Raw genomic sequence first — 26,640 nt, 5'->3', positions numbered from 1 at the left:
TTGCGATGACAAACTTTATGAAAAAACCTTCTTTTTTCAATGATTTTTTCAGCAATTATTTACTAGCGTTTTTCAAAATCTTATCTGTTGTGGCGTTTGCATTTTTGCTTGCTTGCACGCTTAGCTCTTGCAAAAAGAAAAAAGAAAATGAGCTAAATAAGCCCGCAATGTATTGGTATCAAAATATATTAAAAGAAATTCGCGCAGGAAACCTAGAAAATGCGGATAATTTCTACGCTTCATTGCAAAGCGAGCATATAAACTCGCCACTTTTGCCCGAAGCGATGATGATACTAGGGCAGGCACATATCCAAAAAGAGCAGTATTTGCTAGCAGAATTTTATTTTGATGAGTATTTGAAGCGATTTGCAAATGCAAAAAATGCGGATTATTTGCATTTTTTGAAGCTACAAAGTCGCTATTATGGGCTAAAAAGCTCTAGCAAAGACCAAGAGTTTTTTTCGGATAGTTTGAGTGATTTTGATGAGTTTTTAGATACTTTTCCTGATAGCAAATATGTGCCCTTTGTCAAAACAATGCAGGTGCGGTTTGTGCTAGGGCAAAATGAGCTAAACAAAGGAATCGTGCGCGTGTATAAAAAAGCAAAAAAACAAGCCGCCAAAGAAAAATATGATGAACGCATAGATGATGAGCTAGAGGAGGCTACCAAGCCCAAACCATCGCATATCCCGTGGTATGTGCGAATGTTTAATTGGTAGAATCTATGTTGCTTATTTGTGGCATACATTTTTTGCATACATTTGAAAAAAGCGTGCGATTTTATGAAATCCAAAAATCTATCAAAATCTAAGATTTTGTAAAATCTAATGCTAGAAAATCTAAGTTAGGATTACCCCAAATTGTCATAAATTTAAGGAGAGAAAATGCAACCAAATAATATTGATTTTCCTATGAGATTGCCCGTGATTGTGGAGGAGGATAATTTCTCATATCCTTTTAGTATCGTGCCGATTTTTACCCACGATGAAAAAAACATAAAAGCCGCAAATAAGGCGTTGGATAAAAATGATTTGGTGTTTGTCTGCTGCGGAAGAGATGCAAGCGAAATCACGCAAATCCCAAACGAAATCATCACGCAAAATCAACCGCAAACAAAAAATACTTCAAATGATATGCCTAGCGGTGCAAAATCTAATATCGATTCTATAAAAAACGATTCTGCAAAATCTAGTGCCACTAGCATAGAGATGCTAGATATTTCGCCACTTAAAATGCCTTTTTTTGATGTGGGGGTGATTGGCACGATTATGCGCAAGGTGCATTTGCCAGATGGGCGCGTAAAGCTACTTTTTCAAGGGCTTACAAAGGGGAGGATTTTATCCGTCCAAAAAGGCGAATGCTACGAGGCATTGGTAGATATTATCAGCTATAAAGAATGCTCTTTTGCGCAAGTGGAGGCTATGAGCAAGGTGCTACGCGAAAAAGTGCAAAATCTAGCAAATATTAGCCAAGTGCTATTGCCACCTGATTTGCTAAAATCTATCGAGGAGACAGGAGAGCCAAACCGAATGATAGATTTAGTCGCTTCAAGCATAAGGCTAAAAAAAGAGCAGGCATACAAGCTGTTTAGAAGCGATGATATTGAGGAGCGATTGCTTTTGCTGATAGATTTTGTATCCCAAGAAATCCAAATCCAAAAACTCCAAAAAGAAATCAAAACCCGCGTGCATAACAAAATGGAGCAAACAAATAGGGAATATTTCCTAAAAGAGCAACTCCGACAAATCCAAAAAGAGCTAGGAATCGACAAGCAACGCGATGAGGAAATACAGCAATACGAAAAAAAGCTAGAATCCATAAAGCCACACCTAAACAAAGAAGCCTATAAAGAAATCAAAAAGCAAATCTCTCGCCTAAGCAAAATGCACCAAGAAAGTGGCGATGCAAATATCCTCCAAAACTATGTAGAATGGGTGCTAGAAATCCCATTTGGCAAATATGCCAAAGAATCATTATCTATCAAAAATGTCCAAAAACAGCTTGATTTAGACCATTTTTCGCTTTTGAAGCCAAAAGAGCGCATCGTGGAGTATTTTGCCGTCAAAGAATTGATAGCCAAAAAAGAAAAAGAAGCGCAAAAAGAGTCAGCAAAAAAAACAAAAAATGCAAAATCTAATGGGGATTTTAGCCTAGATTCTGTTAAAAATCAGCAAGACAAAAATGCCCAAGAATCTAATGATTCTAATGATTCTAAAAATTCTGTTTTGGAATCTATAAAAGATAGGATTTATAACCCATCAAATGATTCTAATTTGGGTTCTAGTGATGTTGGCGATGAGGGCGATGGGGATTATGAGGACAAAGAGCAGGATATTTCTAGCAAGTTGCCAAAAAGCGACACAAAAGAAAAAGGGACGATTTTGTGTTTTTATGGACCGCCGGGAGTGGGGAAAACTAGCCTTGCAAACTCCATAGCCACCGCCATAGGACGCGAGCTAGTGAGAATCGCGCTAGGCGGGCTAGAAGATGTAAATGAGCTACGAGGGCATCGCAGGACTTATATCGGGGCTATGCCGGGCAGAATCACTCAAGGGCTAATCGAAGCCAAACAGATGAACCCTGTAATCGTCCTAGATGAAATCGACAAAGTCGCACGAGGGGTTAGAGGCGACCCTACAAGCGTGCTTTTAGAGATTTTAGACCCTGAGCAAAATGTCGCTTTTAGGGATTATTACAACAATTTTAGCATTGATTTATCGCAAGTGATTTTTATCGCTACGGCAAATGACATAGGTAATATCCCTCCGCCTTTACGCGATAGAATGGAGTTTATCGCCATTTCAAGCTACACGCCACAGGAAAAAGAACAAATCGCGCTAAAATATCTTATCCCCCAAGAGCTAAAAAAGCACGCTCTAAGCCAAAAAGAGATTGAATTTACCAAAGAAGCGATAAAGACACTTATCGAGCGATACACACGCGAAGCAGGCGTGCGAAATCTACGCCGTGTCATTGCCTCGATAATGCGAAAAGTCGCTACCAAAATCCTAACGCAAAGCAACTATCAAAAAATCAAACTAACGCCACGACTTATCCCAGATTTTATCGATAAAATCGTGTATGAAATCGACCCTGCAAGCAAAGTCGCACGGGTAGGAATCATAAATGGACTTGCTTGGACAAGCGTGGGTGGCGATGTGCTAAAAATCGAAGCAATCAAGCTAAAAGGCAAAGGGGGGCTATCCCTCACAGGCTCTCTAGGCGATGTGATGAAAGAATCCGCCAAAATCGCGCATTCTGTCGTAAAAGTCCTGTTTGATGAAAAAAAGATAGAATCCCTAGAATCAAAAGATGGCAAAAAAACCAAAAAATCTAGCAAGGTGCAAAAAGATTCTAAAGATTCTAGCGAGGATTTGCCATTTTATTCGCGTTATGATATTCATCTGCATTTGCCAGAAGGCGCAGTGCCAAAGGACGGACCAAGTGCGGGAATCGCTATGGCGTGCGTGATAGCTTCTATACTTTGTGATAAACCTATAAGTGGGGAAATAGCAATGACGGGCGAGCTAACGCTTAGCGGAGATGTGCTAGCCATAGGCGGACTAAAAGAAAAGCTAATCGCAGCGCACAAAGCGGGGATAAAAAAGGCGTTGATTCCCACAAAAAACTATGAGAGGGATTTGGGCGATATACCAAAAGAAGTGCTAAATAGCCTGCAAATAATCCCTGTGAAAAATATCGATGAAGTATTTAAGCAGGTGTTTGGTTGATTTGTGAAGTGTGGCGTTTTTAAGCATTTTTAAGCGTTGATTTAGGCAAAATCCAAAATCAAGCACAAAAAATACAGGGCTAGAATCTATGAAACCAAACACATTGACAAAAATCCGCCTAAAACGGCGGGCGTTTATTAGAAAAATGCAACAAAGCAATGTGAATGTTGTCAATATCGCGTGGGGGCTGGTTATCTTAGGCGGGATTGTGGAGTGCTTTTGGGTAAGTGGGCTAAAATACGCCAATACGCCTTTGCTTTATACGCTTACCGCGTTTGGCATTGCGTTTTCGTTTAGCGCGATGATTTTGGCGTGCAAGGTGCTAGAAGTGAGCGTGGCTTATAGTGTGTTTGTCGGTATTGGCACGGCAGGCGTGGTAGCAAGCGAGATTCTCATTTTTGGCGAGCCATTTTCTCTCATAAAGGTTAGCCTTATCGCATTGCTACTTTTTGCCGTAATCGCGCTAAAATTTGTCTCTCAAAAAGAAGATGGCGTAGCGCAAGATGAAGCCCTAATTGAGAATCTCGCAAGTGATTTGAAAATCAATAGCGCGTTAGATTCCTTGCTAGATTCTAAAGATTCTAAAAAACTTTGATTTTGGGGGCGTAATGGGCTGGGGATTTTTACTGCTTGCTGGACTTATGGAAGTCTTTGGCGTCATTGCTATGAAACGCTACGCTATGAGTGGCAAAAATATCTATATTTTGTGTATCGCTCTGCTTTTTGTGCTAAGCCTATCTTTTCTCTCTCTTGCTATGCGCGAGATTGCGATGGGCGTGGCGTATGCGATATGGACAGGAATCGGGGCGTGCGGAGGCGTGATGGTTGGAATCGTATTTTTCAAAGAAAGCAAAAATTTTGATAAACTTTTGCTTATTGGCGTTATCATCGCGTGTAGCGTGGGGCTAAAATATTTATAAATAGAAAGTATTTATAAATAGATTTTGCTTATGGCAAGTGAGGGGCAAAAATAGAGACAAAAAATCGCATTTGAGAGCGCAAAATCTAAGATTTAATACAAAAAAGCACCATTTGAAGCACAAAATCTAAGCAAAAATAATTGCTTAGATTTTATTTTGGGTAGTGTAAATTTTTGGATTTTCTAGCGTTGGTTTTATTTAGCGTTCGTTTGGCGCGGATTTAGCGCGTGCATTTACGCTCGCACGGCTAGTTTGCCGATGGCTTCAGGTGCGAAGTCATCGATATATGCCCTCATCGCACGCGAATACATCTCTACCAATCGATTTGTCTCTATAAGTGCTGTCATTTCTTTGACCGCATTTACATTGCTTTTTTCGATATAGCCTTGAGCTAGCCCGATATTGTTTGTGTTTGTGATTCTATCTTGGATTCTCTCTTTTGGGTATTTGTAGAGATTGTAGCCGACTTTTTTTAGGTATTTGGGATTATCAAAGCTAACGATTGCTAACGCCCCGCCATCTGCTGCTATGCCTATTTCTTCGGTGGCTAAGTTGCGAAATGTTAGATTCCCATTTTTGTCTGCTTGGATTTGCATTCCTGCATTCATCATTATGCCACCTTCTACTTGGGACTCTTCATCATCTGCCTCGCTTAAAGAAGCCCGAGATAGCACGCGAAAGCCCTCTTTTGTGCTCAAAAATCCCTCACTATCTATCACGAAACTCCCATCACGCGTGTAGCGGATACCATCAGGCGTGCTTACCACAAAATACGCATTTGGATTTTGCAGGGCAAAATCTAGCGGATTTTGCGTTTCAGCAAACGCACCGATTTGAAATTCTGTGTATTCCTCACTGATATTTGGCACGCGGTTTAGATTTCGGTTTTGGTATTGGGCTGCGGCTCTTGTGTGGTCTTTTATGGGGAGCGTGTCTTGGGTTTCTTTGTATAGTCGCAGATAATCCCCGATTACGACATCATCGCGCTTAAAGCCATTTGTGTTGAGGTTTGCAAGGTTGTTTGAAATCACATCTAGGCGGTTTATTTGCGTTACCATACCGCCTGTGTTTGCGTAGTATCCATTTATCATTTTGCTAGTCCTTAGCTTTTTTTGAGCTTTTTTGGTGGCTAGATTTGGCTGGATTTTTTGCTTGCCAAATGCTAATAATCTAATGCAAGCAATGTGCGTTCCTAAATGGATTTTGGTTTAATGTGAAGCGATTTATGAGAGTGGCGTTTTGAAAAAACTTAGCGTAAGTAAAACTTGGCGCAAGTAAAATTTAGCGCAAGTCGCGTGAATATTGCTCTAAGCGATTAAAAATCCGCTCATAGCCGTTGTTTGATTGTGCAGTGCCGTTATTTGTTTTCGCAGTTTGGGGGGCGTTTTTTTTGTAGATTTTGGGGGCGTAGTCATTATGCGTGGTGCTTGAGCTGATACTTGCAGGCACGATATTATGTAGCAAGACAAAATGCCTAGATTTCCCTATTCGTGGCTGGGATTTGATAAATTCGCCTTGAGAAAATCTAGCTAGCCATTGTTTTTGCAAGCATTCATGATATTCAAAACTTGTCGCAAACTCGCTTGCCTCTTCCTCGCTAGAAAAAGCCAAAATCAAACTTTGAAAAATCATCGTATCTTTATCGTTTGGATTTTTTGCCCCGCCATAGATAAAATTCCCTAGACTATACACGATTTTTTTATCTTTGTAATGCTCTATGCCTTGCAATACATGGGGGTGGTGGGCTACTACCATATCTGCGCCATTATCGATACTAAATCGCCCTAGTTGCTTTTGCGTGGCGTTTGGATAATGCTCCCGCTCCTCCCCCCAATGAAATGTAAAAATCACAAAATCAGCCCCCATAGATTTTAGCTCTGCGATTTCTTTTGCCACTTGGGATTTTATGCCTAGATTCCAGCCTCGATGCCCAGCTAGCCCAAATTTTATGCCATTTACTTCTGCTATGCTTAAAATCCCCTCGCCAAAGGTGTAAAATCCAGCATTTAGCAAATGCTCCTTTGTATCTGCAAATCCTTGCGCGCCATAATCGCGTGAATGATTGTTTGCTAGATTTAGTGCTTCTATGCTAGCTTCGCGCAAAACCTGCGTATAGCTAGATTGCCCTTTGAAAGAAAAAGGCTTTTCAAATGCGTTTTTTAGCTCCCTATCGCTTAGCACGCCCTCCATATTGCCGATGGTTAAATCATCGCTCCCTAGCACTTCGCGCACGCCATTGCTAAAGTAAGCAAAATCCCCATTTATTTCTCTAAATTTTGCATTAAAAGTATCGCCACTAGCACCTTTATAATCCCCTAGCACATTATCCCCCACAAAGCTAAGTAGCGCGGAGGTTTTGGGGCTTGGGGCGTTGCATTTTTTTGATTCTTGTTTTGTTTTAGAATCTATTTTTGAAGGGCTAGAATCTTTTCGCCTAGAATCTTTTTTGGTAGAATCTTTTTGTGTGGCAGATTCTGCAGATTTTGCAGAATCTACTATGTCTGATTGTGTCAAATCTATTTGTGCTTTGGTTGGGGTTTTATGACAGCCTGCAAATGTGAATAATATAAATACGCATAAAAGAGAATAAATTACAGAAAAAATGAGCGCATTGATTATGTTTTTGAATCCTTGATTTTGCATTTTAGATTCTATCCTATGACTTTGATAACAAAAATAGTCGAAAAAGCCAGCGCAATTGCGATTAACACCGTTGCTATAAGTCCCATCATTTCATTTTCTCCAATTTATCAAGTTCTTTTTTGAAGCTAAAACCACACCAACATATTAAACCTACCAAGATTATTGCCACAATACCTATAACGGCATAATCTATATAGCTTAGTTCGTTTCTATTGGCAAATGTATAGCCACCTACGCCAAATAGGGCAGTCATAAAGCCTAATATCAAACTTTTTAACAAATCAAGTTTTGTTTTTACTCTGTCTTTTTTACTCATACGCAAAATTTTAGCACAAAAACATATCCAAATTTTCCAAAATCATTTTAGTATCTCTATCACGCGCAAAAGACTGATAGAGTCAAACTGCACGCCCGTTGTCATATTTTTTATGGTAAGCGTTTGGGTGTTAAACTCATTTTCGCCTATGATTACGCAGTGTTCGTGTCCTTTGTTGTTTGCGTAGCTAAGCGATTTTTGCAGTTTGGTGGCTTGCGGATAGACTTCGGTGTAGATTTTGCTTCTGCGGAGACTTTGGGCGATTTGGTGGGCGTAGGGCAAAAACTCTTCTTTCATAGAGATGATTAGCACTTCTGCGCTTGTGCCTTTGCCTTTTAGCACGCCTAGTTCTTCTAGCCCCACTAGCAGTCTATCTAGCCCGATACTAGCACCCACGCCGCTTATACGCTCGCGAGAAAAACTACGCGTGAGATTGTCATATCGCCCGCCTGAGCACACACTGCCAAGTGATTTTAGGCGATTTAGCGTGGTTTCATAGACGATTCCTGTGTAGTATCCTAGCCCGCGCGCGATAGCAAAGCTAACCCTACACGCAGAAGTATCCATTTGCACCGAAGTTAGGATTTTAAAGCAAGATTCTAGCTCTTCTATGCCTTTTTTTAGCTCATCGTTGTATTTTTTTAGGTGGGCTATGGAGTCAAAAAACTCATCTCTTTGCGTGATTTGCTTGATAGAGATTAGTGAGATGATTTCATCGATTTGCTTAGAATCTAGTTTTAGATTTGCGCTTAGCTCTTTTGCTAGATTTTCCTCCCCGATTTTATCTAGCTTGTCGATTAGTCGCAAAAAGCTATCTATATCGCGAAAATCCACTATCCCAAAATGCTTTGCGATTCCATTTAGCACGCTTCTGTGATTTACCCAAATGGTAAATTCATCTAGCCCAAGCGCACCAAGTGAGGCATAAATCACTTCGATGATCTCCGCATCACAGCCGATACTATCGCTCCCTATGAAGTCAAAATCACATTGCGTAAATTCCCTATATCGCCCTTTTTGCGCCCTCTCTCCGCGAAATACATTGCCAATGGCAAATCGCTTAAATGGCAAATCTAGCTCATTTTTATACTGCGTGATAAATCGCGCCAAAGGCACAGTCTGATCAAATCTCAACACCACATCACGCCCACCATTATCCACAAATCTATACAACTCTTTTTGGATTTCCTCTCCACCTTGTCGTAGCAAAATCTCGGCGTATTCTAAATGTGGCGTCTCAATAGGCACAAATCCAAAACTCTCAAACACCCCTGTAAGCGAAGAAATCAGCTTTTCTTTTGCCATCGCTTCTTTTGGCAGATAGTCGCGAAATCCACTTAGCGTGCGTGGCGTGATAAGCGCGTTTTTGTTAGCATTTTTGTCGTTAGCAGAATCTAATGCGTTTTTTGTGGTTTTTGTGGGGTTTGGCATAAAGCACTCCAAGATAAAAATTTGGGGTATTATAACAAAGTTGCTAAAATGCGACTAACAAAACACGCAATAAACTTTGAATGGCATACAACGCCACATAAAAACCAAAATCTAAAAATCCAAAATCCACAAAAAACCGCAGGAAGCAATAATGCAAAATCCACAAACTTCACAAAAACCACAAGCCCCACAACAAGATTTTAATAAACCACAAAATCAACCATTAAAAATCCTTATTCGCCTGCCAAATTGGCTAGGGGACGCGGTTATGAGCACGCCTAGCCTTGAACTACTAAAAGAGCATTTTAGTAAAGCTAGATTTTGCCTAGTCGCGCCAAAAGCCGTGCTAGAGGTCTTTATGGGGGATAAAGACATAGAATCTTTTATCATAGATGATAGCAAAAAAGCAAAAAATAGATTTTACGCCACTTACGCGCTAGCAAGGCAGATAAAAGCAGATTTTGGCGTGCCAGATATTGCCATCACGCTTACAAATCACTTTTTTAGCGCGTTGTTGCTATGGCTTACAAATGCGCGTCTTAGGGTAGGGTATGCGCGCTTTTTGGGTGGGATTTTGCTAAATCAAAATGTGCCAAAATTTCGCAATGTCCATCAAGTCCTAAGCTATGTAAATCTAGCCATTTACGCGCTAGATTCTGTGGATTTGGGAAATGCGAATGATTTGGCAAAAAAAGCGGGTGTTTTGCGTCTAAAAGATTTGGTAAATAACGCTAGGTTGCTAGAATCTATCACGCCAAATCTTGCGCTTTTTTTGGCACAAGATGCGATTATCCCAAGCGAGTTTTTGGAGATTTTTAGCCAAAATCAAAATGCAAACCCCCCCAAAATCATCGGGCTAAATCCAGCCGCAGCCTATGGCAATGCCAAGCGGTGGCTAAAAGAGTATTTTGCGCAAGTGGCGGGATATTTTGCAAGCAGGGGCGAAGTGGTGGTAATTTTTGGGACAAAAAGTGATTATGAGCTAGGGGAATTTATCAAAAATAATGCCTTAGATTTTGAGAAAAATACTACACAAAATTTTGCCCAAAATTCTGCCCAAGATTTTGGGCAGAATCTAAAATCTAGCCCGCAAAAACTATCCCAAAATCTTGCCCAAAATCCCACAAAAAATATCCATCAAAATATTCTAAATCTTTGCGGGAAAACCGACATTGCAGGGCTTATGAAAAGCATTAGCAAAGTTAGCATAATGATTACCAATGATAGCGGTCCTATGCACCTATCTTGCGCGCTAGGCGTGCCTGTCATCGCGCTTTTTGGTCCCACAAATAGCAAAGAAACAAATGGTTTTCGTGCCAAAGATTTTGTGATATTAAGCAAAAATATGCCCTGCGCTCCGTGCAAAAAGCGCGAATGCCCCCTGCCAAAAGGGGAGGGGTATCATAAATGTATGGTGGATTTATCCCCCACGCTTGTCATAGATTGGGCAAATAAGATTTTAAGTGAAATAAGATTTAAGTGAAATAAGCTAAGATTTTAAGCCACCAAAATCAAAGCTAATCTATAAAAATAACGCAAAAAAGGACATATCAATGATAATAGATTTTGAGTTTTCAAGCACGGTTGCAAACTATCGACTGCTAAGCAATACGATTACGCCTCGCCCTATCGCGTGGGTTTCTAGCATAAATGCAAATGGCGTGGTAAATCTAGCACCTTTTAGCTTTTTTGGCGTGGTAAGCTCTGTGCCACCGATATTTTCGCTATGTTTTTCGCCAAAAAGCGATGGCACTCCAAAAGACACTTTGCAAAATCTAAAATCCACCAAATGCGCGACTATATCGCTTGTGATGGTGGATTTTTTGGAGCGATTGGAGCAGAGTGCTAGCGAGGTAGAATCACACAAAAGCGAAGCTAGCGTCTTTGGCATAGAATTAAACAGCGTAGAACCAAGCTATCCTCCCGTGCCAAAAGGCGTGAGGGTGGCGTATTTTTGTGAGCTTAGGGAGATTTTGGATTTAAGCGCGTATAATGTTACGGCGTTATTGCAGGCAAAAAAATGCTTTGTAGATGATGAGATTTATAAAGAGGATTTGCGCTTTTTGCCACCGCATTTGGGGAGGGTGGGCAAATATTATTTGCAAGCAAAAGAAGTCATCGACCCAAACATAAAAGACTAAAAAGCACAAAATCTAGCCCACGCAAATAGCAAAATCTATGCGCCAAGTGCGTAATCCTAACTCACTAAATATTTAAAAAACTGCTATAACATATATGTTGATTTGCACGATGATTTGCGCAAAAACTTGCAAGAGACAAAAATAAAAACGCCACAACTTGCCACAAAAATCATATCTCTAAAATAAAGGACAAAAATGAGCGAAACCATATCTACAAATAAAAACAACCAAAGCAACCCAAAAAAACTCGGTATCCCAAAAGAAAACAAAGTAGGCGAAGCAAGGGTAAGTGCCACCCCTGCGCATATAAAAGCATATCAAAATCTAGGATTTGAAGTCATAGTCGCAAAAGGTGCTGGGGAGGATTCTAGTTTTGGCGATGATGAGTATGAAAAAAATGGCGCAAAAATCGCCACACAAAAGCAGGCATTAAACTGCGACATAGTCCTAAAAGTAAATGCCCCAAATGATGATGAAATAACGGAGATAAAAAAGGGAGCGATTCTTATCGGGCTACTTGGAATCGCGCAAAATAAACCACTTTTAGAAAATCTAAACGCACAGGGCATAAACGCGCTTAGTATGGATTGTATCCCTAGAATCTCGCGAGCACAAAGTATGGACGCGCTTAGCTCTATGGCAAATATCGCAGGCTATCGCGCTGTGATAGAAGCGGGGTTTGAGTTTGGGAGATTTTTTGGCGGACAAATCACAGCCGCTGGCAAAATCCCCCCTGCAAAAGTCCTAGTCATCGGCGCAGGTGTAGCAGGGCTAGCCGCCATTGGAGCGGCAAATAGTTTGGGAGCGATTGTGAGGGCGTTTGATACGCGCCCTGAAGTCAAAGAGCAAGTGCAATCAATGGGCGCGGAATTTTTGGAAATCAATGTAAAAGAAGAGGCTGGAAGTGGCGATGGCTACGCAAAAGTGATGAGTGAAGCCTATATCAAAGCTGAAATGGAGCTTTTTGCCACGCAGGCAAAAGAAGTAGATATTATCATCACAACCGCGCTAATCCCGGGTAAAAGCGCACCAACACTCATAACCAAACAAATGGTAGAATCTATGAAACAAGGAAGCGTGGTGGTGGATTTAGCCGCGCAAAATGGCGGAAACTGCGAACTAACGAAGGCTAATGAGATTTTCACTAGCAAAAATGGAGTCAAAATCATAGGCTATACAAATCTGCCATCGCGTCTAAGCGCGCAAAGCTCACAAGCCTATGGGACAAATCTGCTAAATTTTATAAAGCTACTTTGTGAAAAAAGTATTGGCAAAAAAAGCATTGGCAAACAAAATGCTGGCAAAAAAAGTGGCAAAGACAATGACGAAAAAAGCGCGGATTTTGCTACAAAATCTAATGATTTAGAAATCAATTTTGATGATGAGATTTTGCGAAGTGCGTGCGTGTGTAAAGACGGGACAATCACTTTCCCCCCGCCACCTATCAAAGTCTCCGCCTCCACAAATGCTACAAAATCTACAAATGCCACAAAATCTAATGAAAATGCGCAAGATTTTGCCAAACAAGATTTTGCCCAAAAAGCAAAATCTAGCGACACTAGCCCGCTAAAATCGTTTATCAAAAAATACGCTAATTTCATAAAATCCGCCATTGCGCTCTTGGCTATTTTGGCATTTTTTGGGATTTGCAAAAATGCGCCGAGTGAGTTTTTGACGCATTTTATGGTATTTGCTCTTGCGTGCGTTGTGGGGTATTATGTCGTGTGGAATGTAAATCACGCCCTGCATACCCCGCTTATGAGCGTTACAAACGCGATTTCTGGGATTATTGTCGTGGGTGCGTTATTGCAAATGGGAAATGGTAGCCTAATCACTGCGCTAGCCTTTGTGGGCGTGCTTATCGCAAGTATCAATATTTTTGGTGGCTTTGTCGTTACGCAACGAATGCTAAAAATGTTTCGCACAGAAAATGTGAAAAATACGCGTGATGATGCCACAAATAGCGACAAAAAGCACAAACAATAAGGGGGTGAAAAATGGTTGATATATTAGAATTTTCTAACCTAACAAAAGCGGCGTATATACTCGCTTCGATTTTGTTTATCCTATCTCTTGCAGGGCTATCTAAGCACAAAAGTGCCAAAAGAGGGAATCTCTTTGGCATAGCGGGTATGGCATTGGCATTATGTGCGACAATTTTAAGTGGAGATATTGGCAATATCGCGCTTATTATTGCTGCGATGTTGCTTGGCGGTGGGATTGGCATTGTGCTAGCCCAAAAGGTAGAAATGACGCAAATGCCCGAACTTGTGGCGATTTTGCATAGCTTTGTGGGGCTTTGTGCGGTGCTAGTGGGGCTAAATAGTTTTATTGAGATTTTGCAAACGACAGGCATATTCGCAAAAGAGCTAGAATCTATTGGGGTTGATTTTGGTGGGACTGATTTTGGGGAGGATTTTAGTCTTGGCTTTGGGATATTGCCATTTTTGGATTCTAGTGGGGATTTTGGCAGTGGCACAAACGCTATTCATCTAGTCGAAATCTTTTTGGGTGTGTTTATTGGGGCGGTTACATTCACAGGCTCGATTGTGGCGTTTGGCAAGTTGCGCGGGATTTTCTCTGGTGCGCCGCTAAACTTGCCTTTTAAGCATTATTGGAATCTAGGTGCGATTTGTCTATCTTTGGTTGCGCTAGTGATTTTTGTAGTGAGTGAGGATAGCCTGCCTCAAATCATTGCCATTGCTACGATGCTTTTTATCGCGCTTGTTTTTGGCTGGCATTTAGTCGCTTCTATCGGCGGGGCTGATATGCCTGTGGCAGTTTCTATGCTAAATTCGTATTCAGGCTGGGCGGCAGCTGCGGCTGGGTTTATGCTAGGAAATGATTTGCTTATCGTTACAGGTGCGCTTGTGGGTAGCTCTGGGGCGATTTTGTCATACATTATGTGCAAAGCGATGAATCGCTCATTTATTAGCGTGATAGCGGGGGGATTTGGCACGGATAGTGGAAATGCTAGCGTGGAGGGTGAAATGGGCGAATACACAGAGATACAAGCAGGCGAAGTAGCCTCCCTGCTACAAAACGCAAAATCTGTAATCATAACCCCGGGCTATGGAATGGCAGTGGCACAAGCCCAATACCCCATCTATGATTTAACCAAAAAACTTCAATCACAGGGGATAAAAGTGAGATTTGGCATACACCCTGTGGCTGGGCGATTGCCCGGGCATATGAATGTGCTACTAGCAGAAGCAAAAGTGCCTTATGACATCGTGCTAGAGATGGACGAAATCAATGCGGATTTTGCAAACACTGATGTGGTGCTAGTCATCGGGGCAAATGACACGGTAAATCCAAGCGCGCTAGAAGACCCAAATAGCCCCATAGCAGGTATGCCTGTGCTAGAAGTGTGGAGGGCAAAATCGGTGGTGATGTTTAAACGCTCGATGAATACAGGCTATGCAGGGGTGCAAAATCCGCTGATTTTCAAAGAAAATACCAAAATGCTTTTTGGCGATGCCAAAAAAAGCGTGGAATCGATTTTGGCGTCTTTATAGCTAAATCACATTAAGTCGCATTAAGCCACGCTAAAAATATGCTATATTGGCTTAAAAAAATGACTTTTTTGCTAAACTAAACGCACAAAACCAAACTTTAACACAAAACCAAAAGGAGCAACAATGAAATCTTTGCAACATAACGGAGACAAAATCTACAAACGCCTTAAAAGCCTTAAAAAATTCACAACAACAGAGGCAATGAAACGATTTATGATAGGTTTTGGGATATGTGGGCTTATGTCATTTGCGCAGGCTAGCCCGCTAAAATGTCAGCTAAAAAATATCACTAATGATACAAGCGCATTCAAAAATGAAGCTAAAGCCCTGCCCCTAATCGTGCAATCTATACAATCAAATAACGCCGATAATAGCCTAATCCAAAACATTTCCACGCTAGATTCTGCGCTTGGCAAGCTGTATATTTTGCAACTAGATTTTGTGCTAAATCAATATCAAATACGCGAAAATATAATGCGTGGAAATATCAGCATAAAATGTCAGTCTTGCAGTGATTTTGCCAAAAGTAAAATCCCATTTTTGTTTGATGAAAATCAAGCAAAAGAGCCAACAGATAATGGCATAAAAGAATTTTTGGCATTAGATTTGAGCGCAAAAATCGGCGAAGAAAAACTCTGCGATGGGCTAGCAAAAAAAGACACAAAAATACTGCTAGAATCTTACGCGCATTTTGCCCTAGCGGGGGTCAATACGCGTGCGGTAAATGTGCTACTTAGCGCGGTAAAAATGGGCGATAGAGATGCGGGTATGATTTTGGGATTTTTGCTTGAAAATGGCATATACTTAAAGCAAAATAAAGTCGCTAGCCAAATGGTAAAAAATGCGACAAAAAGTGGAAAAATGGAAAGTATTTTTGCAAATAATATGGTTAGCAAAAATTTTGTGGTGCGCGATTTTGACGCTCATAGCAATGTGCTAGAAAATATGCGTTATCAAAATCTAATCGCCATAGGCGTGATTTTAAGCGAGCAAGATAATCGCTATGAGGGACTAAGCAATGAGGCAAAAGCAGACATAGCCAAACAAATCAACACCGAGCTAGACAAACTAAAATCTATCAAACAATCACTCATAGCAAAAATGTCAGCTAGCCAAAAAGCGCAATTTAACGAGGCGTTAAAATTTAAGCAACATTTGCATAATATCGATGAAAAGCCCTATGCTAGCACTTTGGTAGTCAAGTAAATCGCTTGCAAAAATTAGATTTTGTTAGATTTTGCGCCTTAGATTTTGTTAGATTTTGCGTCATTGTTTGGGGGTTGTGTTTTGGGGTTTGTTTGTGTTGTTTTTTGATGATTTTGCCTTCCATAGATTCCATAGAAATTTTATCACTATGCTAAAAACTATGCCCTCAATCATCGCTGCTAGCAAAAACGCATAATACATATCTTTGCTTATCGCGTCCCAATCATCTGCGATTTTGGCAGTAACGACAAGAAAAGTCAATGGCATAGAATGGCTTAGGGCAAAAAGCGTGGTGTTTTTGACACTTTTAAAAAACCTTAAAAACGCCATATTTGCCGCGATTAGCCGTAGGGCAAGCATAGCGATGGCGATATATACGCCATTTAGCACATAGCTAGGATTTGCCAAAATCAGCCCAAAATCTAGCGTGCTTCCCACATAGACAAAAAACAACGGCACAAAAAATCCAAAACCGACTTCATTTAGTTTGCCGACTAAATCGTGCTTGTATGAAAAAAATATCGCCACAATCGTGCCAGCCAAAAACGCCCCTAGCACCGCTTCTAAATCCAAAAACAATACCAACGCCACAAACACCACAAATAGCATAACTACAAAGCGAATATCCCTGTTGCTTAAATCATTATATGGCATAAGAAATAGCTTAAAATTTGGAAACCACCAAAAAAGGATTTTAAACGCCCAAAAAATCCCAACGATTGCTAGCATAAACGCCACAAGCACGGCTAGATTTTCATACAATCGCAATGAATTGCCATAATGATAAAATCCGCTAATAAGCGTTAATGCTACAATGCTTATGACTTCGCCTATGATGCCGACAGTTAGAGCCATTTCTAGCCATAGTTTATCTTTGCCATAGTCTTTTAGTAGCGTCATTATCATACCAAGACTCATCACAGGGAGCGCGGCAATAAAAATATTTGGTAGCTTAAAAACAAGCACGATAAACGCGCTCAAAACATAAAGGATAACAAAATACACCGCCACAGCTTTTAAAAACCGCTTGCCAAGCCTGCTAAACCCGCGCAAATCCACCTCCATTCCACATAAAAACATCAAAAACAAAAATCCAACTTTTGCCATAAATTCAAATGCTTCACTATGGCTAAACACTCCAAAATAAATTCCAAAGCACCCCAAAAGCATTTCTACCACCACTACGGGCATTTTCGTTAGATTTGCAAGTATGGGGGCTATGACTATGCAAATCGATAAAATCGAAAACGCGATAAAAATATCCAAAAGCATATTTTCCATTTTGATTTGTGATTCCTTTGTTGTGATTTTATTGTGATTTTGCGTGTTTTGGCGTGGCGTTGTTTATGGATTTTGTCGCAAAATATCCTAAATCGGTAGTTTTTGATTTTGCGCTGGTTTATGTCGAAGTAAGCAAAAAGTGTAGCAAGTAGATTTTGCAAAACATTTATGGCAAAAATCTATGGCAAAAATCAAAGTGTTTTTGCCATAAAATAAAAAGCTAGCTTTTTAGCCAAATAGCCAAAATGCACGGCGTTTTCAAAATCGTTTTTGCAAAATCGTTTTTTTCAAAATCATTTTTTGCAAAATCTTAGAATTGATAAGTGTATCCAAGAGTTAGCAATAGATTTCGCGCAGAATAAGTGGTGCTAGAATCTGCATTTGCCCCTAGTCTCTCGCTTGCAGCGATACTTGGCGCACGCACATTTAGATTTACAAAATGATGAGTGTTTAACGCCACTTCAAGCCCGACATTTACAGGCAATATAAACCCGCTTCCCTTAGGGTCGTTTATAAGCGTGGTTTGGTTTGTGGGCGTGGTTGTGCCATTTGCAAAATTATTTGATGAAATGGCGACATTGCTTACATAGCCTGCGCCAAGCCCTGCATAGATTCCAACCCTTTTGCCGATGTTAAAAATCGCTTCTGTGTTAAACGCTGTTTGATGTGAGGAGTATTCGCCATCATTTGAATAATGATAGCTCACATATCCTCTTAGCCCGACTACTTGCTTTTCGCCAAAGAGTTTTTTTATGCCGATTTTGCCACCTACTACGCCATAAGGTGCGCGCAATTCCGTTGTTTTGCCACCACCTGTTTTATTTTCAGTCGCGCTCAAAAAAGCCACTCCATACCCCACTTCGCCACCGACAAAAACCAATACTTTTGAATCTGCTTCTTTTGCTAAGCTAGATTCTAATTCATCAGCATAAATGCTAGTGCCCCCCCCCCCCTAATAAAAAAGCCAATAAACAACATTTGCCAAACTTGCCAACAGACTTCATTTTGTATCCTTTAGAAAATATTTGCGTTTTAATCGCGCTAGAAAATGTTTTTGCCCGACTAAAATCCGCGTTTTATCCAAGCAACTTAGATTCCGTATTTGGTTTAATTTTTGTTAGCTTTTTAGGCAAAATGCGATATGTTGTTGTGCTATTTTGCGAAGTGGATTTTCGTAATATTTTGTGAAGCGGATTATACGCGTTGTAAGCCTTTTTGGCAAATCGCATAAGTATAGGTGCAAGATTTTGCGATATTTTCATCGTGGGTGGCGATGATAAGCCCTGCGTGATTTTGGGCTATGTAGTTTTGCAGGGCATTCATCACCGCTTTTGCAGTTGATTTATCAAGATTTCCCGTTGGCTCATCAGCATAGATTATACGCGGTTTTTTTAGTAGCACGCGTGCGATGGATAGTCGCTGCTGCTGCCCGCCTGATAAATCCGCGGAGTTTTGATGGAGCGTGTGTGCGATGCCTAGATTTTCTAGCAAATCCATATCAATGGGTTTTTTGGTAAGTGCCTCGCTTACTTGTAGATTTTCTAGCGCGCTAAATCCGCGAAAAAGATAATGCGCTTGAAAGATGATTCCTAGATGTTCGCGCAAAAGTTTTAGTCGCTCATTTGGCTTTAGCGCGTAAATGTTTGGAGAATCTAAAAGTGAGATAACGCCAGAATTTGGTTTTAGCATTGTGGAGAGATTTGCTAGCAGGGTAGATTTTCCGCTACCAGAAACGCCCAAAATAGCGATACTCTCCCCCTCTTGCAATCCCAAATCCACGCCCTCATATAAAAGTGTCTCAAAACTATGGCTTACACCCTTTGCTTGAAGTAGCATTTTTATCCTTTCGCTTAAAATCAAGTTCTAAAATCTAAAATCTAAAATCCCATACTAAATGCCTAAAATCGTCTAAAATCGCTTAAAATCCAATGTGGATTATCTCTCCATAGCTATCCCCTAACACTTGTGGCGTCATCACAAAAGATTGCGATAGATTCGCAGAATGCAAAATCATAGCCCCCACTTTGCGTGCATAATATTTAAGCAAGACGCGCTGTAAATATGGCTCGATACTCACATAAAACCAGCCATTATTGCTTATCATTACGACAAATTTGGGATTATCCTCATATAGCGCATTGCTTGTGCCCTCATAGCAAATAGCATTGCGAAATCTAAGCCCAAAAAGATTAAAATCTTGAGGCTTACTCGCAGAATCTAACCCCTCATCAATCCCAAAAAACGCCCTAAGAAGTGGCTTTGCTAAAAAATCTGGGAGTGGCATTTTCTCCCCAAAAGGAGCTAAAATGACTTTGTTTAAAATCCTCACTTCGCCTTTGTGGATTACATAAGTGGAGTTAAAATTTGGCTTGCTAAACGCACCCAAAATGATAGCAATCTCATTTGAAGCGTTTTTTAGGGATTCTAAGGTAGCGATTTCGTAGGGATTTTCACTATTTAGCACGATTGGCAAAATCGTCTCAGGCAAGATTATGGCTTTTTTGCCATCAATCTTTGCTTGCTCTATCGCTTTGAAAGTAGAATTTTTTATAGAATCTAGCGCGTGTTTGCTCCATTTTACATCTTGTGGGAAATGCGTTTGGGCTAGGGCGATTTGGTTTTTTGTGATTTGCGTAGTTGATTCTAAATCGTTAGAATCATTTTGCAAAAATGGCGTAGATATGGTATTTGCAGGGCTTACATTCTCAAATGCCAAAATCAAACTAAGCACGCCAAAAAACCCAGCCCCGATGCGAAATTTGACAAAACTTTTTTTTGATTTTTTAGCAATGTATAAAAATCCTTTTATGTCATTTTTGCCTAACGCCATCACAACTAATGCCACGCCCACAACAATTAGCAAAAAATCCCAATGTGAAATGCCAAAAAAACTATACGCAAAAAAACTCTGCGGGACTAGCCAATCAAACCCAAAAGGGTGGATATATCCCAAAATCATAATGCTAAAAATCCTAAAAATAATATGCCCAAAATATAGCAAAGCCCAAAAAATCGCACCGATAATGCACCCAATCCCAAGCCACACAAATGGTATCAAAAACGGAAATGGCGAGTATCGAAACGACAAAGCTATCCAATACAAAAGCAAAAGTCCCGCAAAAAATCCAAAATAAAATCTAATCCTTGCAGGGCAAAACAAATAACTAGCCACGCTTATAAGCCCAAAAACGCTAAGCAAGGCACAATAAAACATATCAGCCCCCACGCTAGAATGCTCGCTAAATCCCCCCAAGCCCTCTATGACAAACACAAACACATATAGCCACGCACTAAAACATAGCCCAAACACAAACCCATAGCCATTTAGTCTAGCGAAATGTTGCCATTGTTTTTTGTCAAATCGCCCTAAAGAGCGCAAATGTAGCGATGGAATATGGGAAATAAAATCTTGTTTTTTGGATAGAAAATCTGTGATTGCGTTTTTATAACCACGCAGGATTTTGATGAAAGGGGGTTTTTTGTTGTGAGTTTTTTTCAAAGATTTGCCTTTTTTGCCTTTTGTTGCTTTTTTTGTTTTGCTTTGTTTTTATCTTTTTTGGCTTTTTTGTGTATTTTTGGGTTTTTTAAGTGAAATTAGGCTAGAATAATAGCCTTTTTTCGCAAAATTTCAACACAAAATCTTATCAAATCCAAAAATGAGTGTGAGAGATGAATTATATTGATGCAGTCTTGCTTGTCGTTATTGTCATATTTGGTTTTCGTGGCTTTGCAAATGGCTTTATCGCTGAAGTGTGTAGCTTGGTTGGGATTCTCATAGGCGTGTATCTAGGCTCTATGTTTGCCGTGCCTGTGGGCGAAGTGCTAACCCAAATCCACGATTTTCATAGCAAATCTTTGCATACTATGCTTGGATTTTTGTGCGTGCTTGGGATTAGCTGGATATTTTTTATGCTGATTTCTTATGTGCTATCAAAGCAATTTACTTTTTTGGGGTTAGGATTTGTCAATAAATCTTTGGGATTTGTGTTTGCCTGTGTGAAAATCTTTTTTGTATTTAGCATTTGTGCTTACGCGCTATCAAAAGTCCATTTTATCGAAGAAAATGTCGGCAAAATCGCAAGGGAGCAAAGCCAAATATATGTAAATATGCTAAAAGTTGCGCAATTTATTATCCATTTCCCCGAAAAATACGACATACCCCAAATGCCCGAAATCCCACAAGACATAAAAAATATGCAAAAAAACATAAAGAGCCAAAAGTAGATTTTGCAAGAGTAAATTTTGTAAAATTTAGATTTTGTAAGATTTAGATTTTGTAAATGGATTGCATAAAATGTATATTGTTAGGAATTTTGCTTCAAAATGGCGAATTTTAGGATTTTGCAAAAAGTTGCATTTGCATAAAATCTAAAATCTAAAAAATTAAAAGAGAGAAAAAAATGTTTGAAAACACTTATATAAAACAGCGAATCACAAAAGCGCAGGCGTTAAGAGAAAAAAATCTAAATCCTTATGCAAATGGCATAAAGCGCACGATAAAAAACGCGGACTTTTTGCAAAAATATGAATATCTACAAACACAAAGCACAGATTCTAGCGAAGGCACAAAGCCTGCGGACACTACAAACGCCACACAACAAAATACGCAAAATGAAATGCAGACTGAAACGCAAAATGAAACAATAGTCGGGCGCGTGCGATTTATAAGGCTTATGGGCAAAGCCTGCTTTATCAAAATCCAAGATGAAAGCGCGATTTTGCAAGGCTATCTATCGCTAAATGATTTGGGGGAGGATTTGTGGGAGGTGGTAAAAAAACTACTTGAAGTGGGTGATATAGTCGCTGTTAGCGGATTTGGCTTTGTAACAAAAAGTGGCGAGCTAAGTATCCACGCAAAGGATTTTAAGATTTTGACAAAAGCGATTGTGCCTTTACCAGAGAAATTTCACGGGCTAACAGATGTCGAGCTTCGCTATCGTCAAAGATATGTGGATTTAATCGTAAATAGCGAGGTTAGAGAGATTTTTAGGCTTCGTAGCAAAATCGTTAGTCTTGTGCGAAAATTTTTTGAGGAAAAAGGATTTTTGGAAGTGGAAACGCCGATGCTCCACCCAATCCCCGGAGGTGCAAATGCAAAGCCTTTTATCACAAAGCACAACGCATTAGGCGTAGATAGGTATCTAAGAATCGCGCCAGAGCTTTATCTAAAGCGACTCATTGTGGGTGGATTTGAAGCGGTTTTTGAGCTAAATCGCAACTTTCGCAATGAGGGAATGGACCATAGCCACAACCCAGAATTTAGTATGATTGAGTTTTATTGGGCATATCATACTTATGAGGATTTGATTGCGCTGACAAAGGAATTTTTTGATTATTTGTTGCAAAATCTAGGAATGGATAGAAAATTGCCTTTTTTGGATTCTAGCGAGAATGCGATAGATTTTGGTAAGTGGCAGATTTTGACTTATGAGGAAAGCTTAGAGCAAATCGGCAAGATTTCGCGTGAAATTTTTACCAATGAAGCAAAATTAAAAGCATATCTTACAGATAAAGGCGTAAAACTAGAATCAAATATGAGCTATGGCAAGTTGCTTGAAAGCGCGTTTGGCGAATTTGTAGAATCAAGGCTTATAAATCCTACTTTTATCACGCAATATCCTATCGATATTAGCCCGCTTGCTAGGCGAAATGATGCGGATTCTAGCAGGGCAGATAGATTTGAGCTTTTTATCGGTGGTAAAGAGATTGCAAATGGGTTTAGCGAGCTAAATGACCCGCTAGACCAGCTGGAGCGATTTAGAGCGCAAGTGTCGCAAAAAGAAAAAGGCGATGAGGAAGCGCAATATATGGACGAAGATTTTGTGTGGGCTCTTGCGTATGGTATGCCACCTACGGCGGGGCAGGGCATAGGGATTGATAGGCTTGTGATGCTTCTTACCAATTCAAAAACTATCAAAGATGTATTGTTATTCCCCGCGATGAAGCCCATAAAAGAGGATTTTACAATGCTACCTAATGACGAAAAATGACACAAAATAAAACTAGCCAAAAAATAGCAAAAAGGAGCAAAAGTCAAATAAACATTAACCAAAAATCTAACAAAAAATGGGAAAATGTCGATTTGTAACGCGTGATTTTATCAACAAAAAAAGCCAAAAAAACTAAAACAAATCTTAAGCAAAATCTAAACACAATCTAAGGAGAGAAAATGCCTTACTACCTAGAATCTGCCGACAAAGAAATCTACGAACTTTTGCAAAAAGAACTTGCCCGACAAAATCAACACTTAGAAATGATAGCAAGCGAGAATTATACTTTTCCAGCTGTTATGGAGGCACTAGGTAGCGTGCTTACCAACAAATACGCGGAGGGATACCCAAGCAAGCGATATTATGGTGGTTGTGAGTTTGTCGATGATATAGAATCTATCGCCATAGAGCGAGCAAAAAAACTTTTTGGCTGTGAGTATGCAAATGTCCAGCCACACTCAGGCTCACAAGCAAATGGCGCGGTTTATAACGCGCTTCTAAAGCCTTATGATAAGATTTTGGGAATGGATTTAAGCCACGGCGGACACCTAACACACGGCGCAAAGGTGAGCTCTTCTGGGCAGACTTATCATAGCTTTTCTTATGGCGTGGAGCTAGATGGCAAAATCAACTATGATAAATTAGAAAATATCGCAAAATCTGTCAAGCCAAATATCATTGTGGCTGGATTTTCGGCATATACGCGCGAGCTAGATTTCGCTAGATTTCGGCAAATCGCAGATGAGGTAGGCGCAATCCTTATGGCAGATATTGCCCACATAGCAGGGCTTGTAGTCGCAGGGGAAAATGCCAATCCTTTTCCACATTGCGATGTTGTTACTTCCACTACACACAAGACTTTGAGGGGACCGCGCGGAGGGCTTATTCTCACAAATAGCGAAGAAATCGCAACCAAAATCAACAAAAGCATTTTCCCCGGGATTCAAGGCGGACCGCTTATGAATGTCATCGCTGCTAAAGCCATCGGTTTTAGCGAAAATCTAAAGCCACAATGGAAGGCGTATGCTAAGCAAGTTAAAGCAAATATTTCCAAAATGGCAGAAGTGTTAATAAATAGGGGGTATGATTTGGTTAGCCAAGGAAGCGATAATCATCTTATTTTGATGAGCTTTTTGACAAAGGATTTTAGCGGCAAAGATGCGGATTTGGCACTAGGCAGGGCTGGAGTCACGGTAAATAAAAACACCGTTCCGGGAGAGAAGCGAAGCCCATTTGTAACAAGTGGTATCCGCATAGGCTCTCCCGCACTCACAGCGCGAGGTATGAAAGAAGCGGAGTTTGAATGGATAGCGGGCAAAATCGCAGATATTTTAGACAATATCACAGATGAAAATCTCCAAAAAGCAATTTTAGCAGAGGTAAAAGAGCTTAGTTCGCGTTTTGTGGTGTATGATAGGGCGATATTTTAGATTTGAGATTTTAGGTTTGACAAGGATAGGCAATGGCAATGACAGAAATGGATTTAAAACTGATTAAAGTTCATACAGCGTGTTATTATAAAAAAATCGCTGGGCTGGGGCAAAAGATTCATTATAGTGGCAGACTTTTGTTTGATAAATTTGAAAAAGTGGATTCTACGCTTACAAGTCAGCTTATCAAAGACCATTTTTCTCATAAGTTAATCGTTGCCCATAGTCTTATTTTGCCCGGCGATAAGGTAGAAAATATCGTATTTGATTACAACGGACGCGACCCTGAGCGGTTTTATCACAAAGCACAGCTTCTTTTCCGCGAAGAAGGATTTATCAATTTCACTGCTTATAGCACCAAAACCCCCGGACATTTGCATCTCTATATCCACAAAGGGCATACTTCGCTTGCAGAGGGGCAGACGCTTGCTAAAATGCTATCTATGAAGCTAGGGCAAAAAACTCCATTAGAGTGGCGCGTGTTTCCAAACAATGATTTACCAAAAGATTTTAATATTCTATCGTTGCCTTATGAAGTGTATGCAAAAGAGCGCGGGGCTTCTTGGGCGAAACATTTATAAATCCATAAACGCTAGCAGAGAATGCAAAAAGAGTGAAAATGCAAAGCAATGAAAATGCAAAGGAGTGAAAGATGATGGACGATAGAAACGAGCTAAGTGAAATACTGCTTGGCAATACAAGGCAGAAGTCCTCAAGCGGTAAAAAAAGCATAATCATCGTTCTTATGGCAGTCGCTATCATCGTGGTGGTGGCGTTTGCGATGTGGAAATTTTTGGGGGCAAATGAGGAAAAAATCTCAAAATCAAACGACGGCACAATCGATAAAAGTATCGCTACGCCATTTGAAGATGATTTTGGCAACTTAGGCGGGATAGATTTTGATACAAATGCGATTGATGATTCTTTGCTAAAAGGCTTAGAGGGCATACAAAATCCACAAGATACGCCAAAACCAGAGGAGGCAGAGACTTCTAGCCTTGATATGATAATAAACCGACTAACAGGTGGCGGGCAACCACAACAGCCCACACCACAATCTGCGCAACCATCAGCACAGCATAGCGCACCACAGCAAACCCCACAAGCACAAAGGCAAGCACTAGCCCAGCAATCTAGCCCCAAACCACAGCCCACCGCCCAGCAACCAACGCAAACCTCACAACCCACACAAAATCTACGCCCGCAAGGTAGCACGCTAAGCGCAAATGGTAGCGCGCCTACGACAGGATTTTATTGGCAGTTGGGTTCTTTTAGCAAAGAGCCAAAAGCAGAATTTATCGCACTTGTCAAAAAATATTCCTATCGTGTCCAAAAAATCACTAACAAAAATGGATTAACCACGACTCGTTATTTGCTAGGTCCATATCCTAGCGAAGCGCAAGCCCCATCTAGAGAGGATGTCCAAAAAATTTTTAGCGAGAGTCCTATACGCGTTTTTATCCCCTAATCCCTTATATGACCCTTTCATCTAGCGGTCAAGGATACTACCCTTTCTAGGTAGTTACGAAAGTTCGAATCTTTCAAGGGTCGCCATTTTTTGCTTGCAAAATCTTACCTAAAATACCTTATCTCAAAATCTAATTTTTAACAAAATCTAAGATTCTATCAAATGTCATAACCCACAATCAGCATTGTTAAAAACCTAAAATCTATAAACATACCCAAGCATTATAGAGTAGCGTAAAATGTTTGATAAATATATTGCTAGATTTTGGCATTTGTCAATCCTAGCTCAATCCCTATAAAACCACGGCTTTTTGGTGTCTTGCTTATGTTGATTTTGTGCTAGATTTTTGTATAGCATTTTTAGATTTTAGGCTTTAAAAAATTAAATTTGTAAAAAACGGGAGCATTTGAAACGCAAGTAAAATCAACAAGAAAAAAAAGATAAAAGAAGTATGGTGCGGAAGAGAGGACTTGAACCTCCATGCCTTGCGGCGCTAGATCCTAAGTCTAGTGCGTCTGCCAATTTCGCCACTTCCGCATTGAAATAAAACTACCATTCTATCGAA

Annotated in this window: 23 protein-coding genes, 2 tRNA genes and 1 pseudogene; 17 read left to right on the top strand and 9 right to left on the bottom strand. The window is 40.3% G+C overall.

The features are described 5' to 3' along the window. Positions 1-5 precede the first annotated feature (5 nt). The 4 genes and pseudogenes from ACWIUO_RS05635 to ACWIUO_RS05620 all read left to right on the top strand — a co-directional run bounded on the left by ACWIUO_RS05635 (position 6) and on the right by ACWIUO_RS05620 (position 4,651). Entirely contained in the window at positions 6-719 is a 714-nt protein-coding gene (locus ACWIUO_RS05635; protein ID WP_454176934.1) for an outer membrane protein assembly factor BamD, read from the top strand. A 165-nt stretch (positions 720-884) separates the two neighbouring features. Then, positions 885-3,731, top strand: coding sequence for an endopeptidase La (lon, locus tag ACWIUO_RS05630; protein ID WP_454176933.1), 2,847 nt, complete (start codon positions 885-887; stop codon positions 3,729-3,731). 145 nt (positions 3,732-3,876) lie between these two features. After that, positions 3,877-4,215 (top strand): annotated as a pseudogene (locus tag ACWIUO_RS05625) (DMT family transporter); the annotation flags it as partial. A 124-nt stretch (positions 4,216-4,339) separates the two neighbouring features. Continuing rightward, a complete protein-coding gene (locus tag ACWIUO_RS05620) occupies positions 4,340-4,651 on the top strand; it encodes a DMT family transporter (protein WP_454176932.1) in 312 nt (103 codons plus the stop codon). Between the two features lie 233 nt (positions 4,652-4,884). Here the strand turns inward: ACWIUO_RS05620 and ACWIUO_RS05615 are convergent, their stop codons facing one another. The 4 genes from ACWIUO_RS05615 to hisS form a co-directional block, all read right to left on the bottom strand. Further along, positions 4,885-5,742: a flagellar hook-basal body protein gene (locus tag ACWIUO_RS05615; RefSeq protein ID WP_454176931.1), complete on the bottom strand. Its 858-nt coding sequence runs from the start codon at positions 5,740-5,742 to the stop codon at positions 4,885-4,887. Between the two features lie 190 nt (positions 5,743-5,932). Continuing rightward, the gene (locus tag ACWIUO_RS05610) at positions 5,933-7,294 is read right to left on the bottom strand and encodes a CapA family protein (protein WP_454176930.1); all 1,362 of its coding nucleotides are present in this window, start codon (positions 7,292-7,294) and stop codon (positions 5,933-5,935) included. 85 nt (positions 7,295-7,379) lie between these two features. Beyond that, positions 7,380-7,610 (bottom strand): hypothetical protein, encoded by a 231-nt coding sequence (locus ACWIUO_RS05605; RefSeq protein WP_454176929.1) that lies wholly within the window; start codon positions 7,608-7,610, stop codon positions 7,380-7,382. 42 nt (positions 7,611-7,652) lie between these two features. After that, complete coding sequence (hisS, locus tag ACWIUO_RS05600; RefSeq protein WP_454176928.1) at positions 7,653-9,041, bottom strand: histidine--tRNA ligase; 1,389 nt, start codon at positions 9,039-9,041, stop codon at positions 7,653-7,655. A gap of 48 nt (positions 9,042-9,089) precedes the next feature. Here hisS and ACWIUO_RS05595 point away from each other — a divergent pair, with 48 nt between their 5' ends. From ACWIUO_RS05595 to ACWIUO_RS05570, 6 genes are all read left to right on the top strand, one after another. Beyond that, positions 9,090-9,245 carry a hypothetical protein gene (locus ACWIUO_RS05595; protein WP_454176927.1) on the top strand — a complete coding sequence of 52 codons (156 nt, stop codon included), beginning with the start codon at positions 9,090-9,092 and terminating at the stop codon, positions 9,243-9,245. Continuing rightward, a complete protein-coding gene (locus ACWIUO_RS05590) occupies positions 9,193-10,524 on the top strand; it encodes a glycosyltransferase family 9 protein (RefSeq protein WP_454176926.1) in 1,332 nt (443 codons plus the stop codon). The genes ACWIUO_RS05595 and ACWIUO_RS05590 overlap by 53 nt, the downstream gene beginning before the upstream one ends. Positions 10,525-10,594: 70 nt before the next feature. Continuing rightward, complete coding sequence (locus ACWIUO_RS05585; RefSeq protein ID WP_454176925.1) at positions 10,595-11,182, top strand: flavin reductase family protein; 588 nt, start codon at positions 10,595-10,597, stop codon at positions 11,180-11,182. A 195-nt stretch (positions 11,183-11,377) separates the two neighbouring features. Then, positions 11,378-13,168: a Re/Si-specific NAD(P)(+) transhydrogenase subunit alpha gene (locus ACWIUO_RS05580; protein ID WP_454176924.1), complete on the top strand. Its 1,791-nt coding sequence runs from the start codon at positions 11,378-11,380 to the stop codon at positions 13,166-13,168. 11 nt (positions 13,169-13,179) lie between these two features. Beyond that, positions 13,180-14,700 carry a Re/Si-specific NAD(P)(+) transhydrogenase subunit beta gene (pntB, locus tag ACWIUO_RS05575; protein ID WP_454176923.1) on the top strand — a complete coding sequence of 507 codons (1,521 nt, stop codon included), beginning with the start codon at positions 13,180-13,182 and terminating at the stop codon, positions 14,698-14,700. A gap of 123 nt (positions 14,701-14,823) precedes the next feature. After that, entirely contained in the window at positions 14,824-15,906 is a 1,083-nt protein-coding gene (locus ACWIUO_RS05570) for a hypothetical protein (protein ID WP_454176922.1), read from the top strand. A gap of 60 nt (positions 15,907-15,966) precedes the next feature. Here ACWIUO_RS05570 and ACWIUO_RS05565 read toward each other — a convergent pair whose 3' ends face one another. Together ACWIUO_RS05565 and ACWIUO_RS05560 are read right to left on the bottom strand one after the other, a co-directional pair. Further along, a complete protein-coding gene (locus ACWIUO_RS05565; RefSeq protein WP_454176921.1) occupies positions 15,967-17,187 on the bottom strand; it encodes a cation:proton antiporter in 1,221 nt (406 codons plus the stop codon). Between the two features lie 310 nt (positions 17,188-17,497). Next, positions 17,498-18,067 carry an outer membrane beta-barrel protein gene (locus tag ACWIUO_RS05560; RefSeq protein ID WP_454176920.1) on the bottom strand — a complete coding sequence of 190 codons (570 nt, stop codon included), beginning with the start codon at positions 18,065-18,067 and terminating at the stop codon, positions 17,498-17,500. 98 nt (positions 18,068-18,165) lie between these two features. On the opposite strand from ACWIUO_RS05560, the gene ACWIUO_RS05555 reads away from it, so the two are divergent. Continuing rightward, on the top strand, positions 18,166-18,375 hold the full coding sequence (locus ACWIUO_RS05555) for a hypothetical protein (RefSeq protein ID WP_454176919.1): 210 nt from the start codon (positions 18,166-18,168) through the stop codon (positions 18,373-18,375). 6 nt (positions 18,376-18,381) lie between these two features. Here ACWIUO_RS05555 and ACWIUO_RS05550 read toward each other — a convergent pair whose 3' ends face one another. Then, positions 18,382-19,023: an ABC transporter ATP-binding protein gene (locus ACWIUO_RS05550; RefSeq protein ID WP_454176918.1), complete on the bottom strand. Its 642-nt coding sequence runs from the start codon at positions 19,021-19,023 to the stop codon at positions 18,382-18,384. An 82-nt stretch (positions 19,024-19,105) separates the two neighbouring features. Then, positions 19,106-20,686, bottom strand: coding sequence for an apolipoprotein N-acyltransferase (gene lnt, locus ACWIUO_RS05545; protein WP_454176917.1), 1,581 nt, complete (start codon positions 20,684-20,686; stop codon positions 19,106-19,108). Positions 20,687-20,856: 170 nt separating this feature from the next. Here lnt and ACWIUO_RS05540 point away from each other — a divergent pair, with 170 nt between their 5' ends. The 6 genes from ACWIUO_RS05540 (at position 20,857) to ACWIUO_RS05515 (ending at position 26,161) form a co-directional block, all read left to right on the top strand. Continuing rightward, the gene (locus tag ACWIUO_RS05540; protein WP_454176916.1) at positions 20,857-21,411 is read left to right on the top strand and encodes a CvpA family protein; all 555 of its coding nucleotides are present in this window, start codon (positions 20,857-20,859) and stop codon (positions 21,409-21,411) included. Positions 21,412-21,587: 176 nt separating this feature from the next. Beyond that, positions 21,588-23,177: a lysine--tRNA ligase gene (gene lysS, locus ACWIUO_RS05535; protein WP_454176915.1), complete on the top strand. Its 1,590-nt coding sequence runs from the start codon at positions 21,588-21,590 to the stop codon at positions 23,175-23,177. A gap of 179 nt (positions 23,178-23,356) precedes the next feature. Further along, positions 23,357-24,607: a serine hydroxymethyltransferase gene (locus ACWIUO_RS05530; protein WP_454176914.1), complete on the top strand. Its 1,251-nt coding sequence runs from the start codon at positions 23,357-23,359 to the stop codon at positions 24,605-24,607. A gap of 38 nt (positions 24,608-24,645) precedes the next feature. After that, the gene (locus tag ACWIUO_RS05525) at positions 24,646-25,188 is read left to right on the top strand and encodes a DUF1882 domain-containing protein (protein WP_454177007.1); all 543 of its coding nucleotides are present in this window, start codon (positions 24,646-24,648) and stop codon (positions 25,186-25,188) included. A gap of 74 nt (positions 25,189-25,262) precedes the next feature. Beyond that, complete coding sequence (locus tag ACWIUO_RS05520) at positions 25,263-26,075, top strand: SPOR domain-containing protein (protein WP_454176913.1); 813 nt, start codon at positions 25,263-25,265, stop codon at positions 26,073-26,075. 10 nt (positions 26,076-26,085) lie between these two features. Continuing rightward, positions 26,086-26,161: transfer RNA gene (locus ACWIUO_RS05515), tRNA-Glu, on the top strand. 366 nt (positions 26,162-26,527) lie between these two features. Here the strand turns inward: ACWIUO_RS05515 and ACWIUO_RS05510 are convergent. Next, a tRNA-Leu gene (locus tag ACWIUO_RS05510) sits at positions 26,528-26,612 on the bottom strand. Between the last annotated feature and the right edge of the window lie 28 nt (positions 26,613-26,640).

This window comes from Helicobacter sp. T3_23-1056 (genome assembly GCF_053654535.1).
Note: the sequence above shows the minus strand (reverse complement) of the source record. Positions and strands in the feature narration are given on the sequence as shown.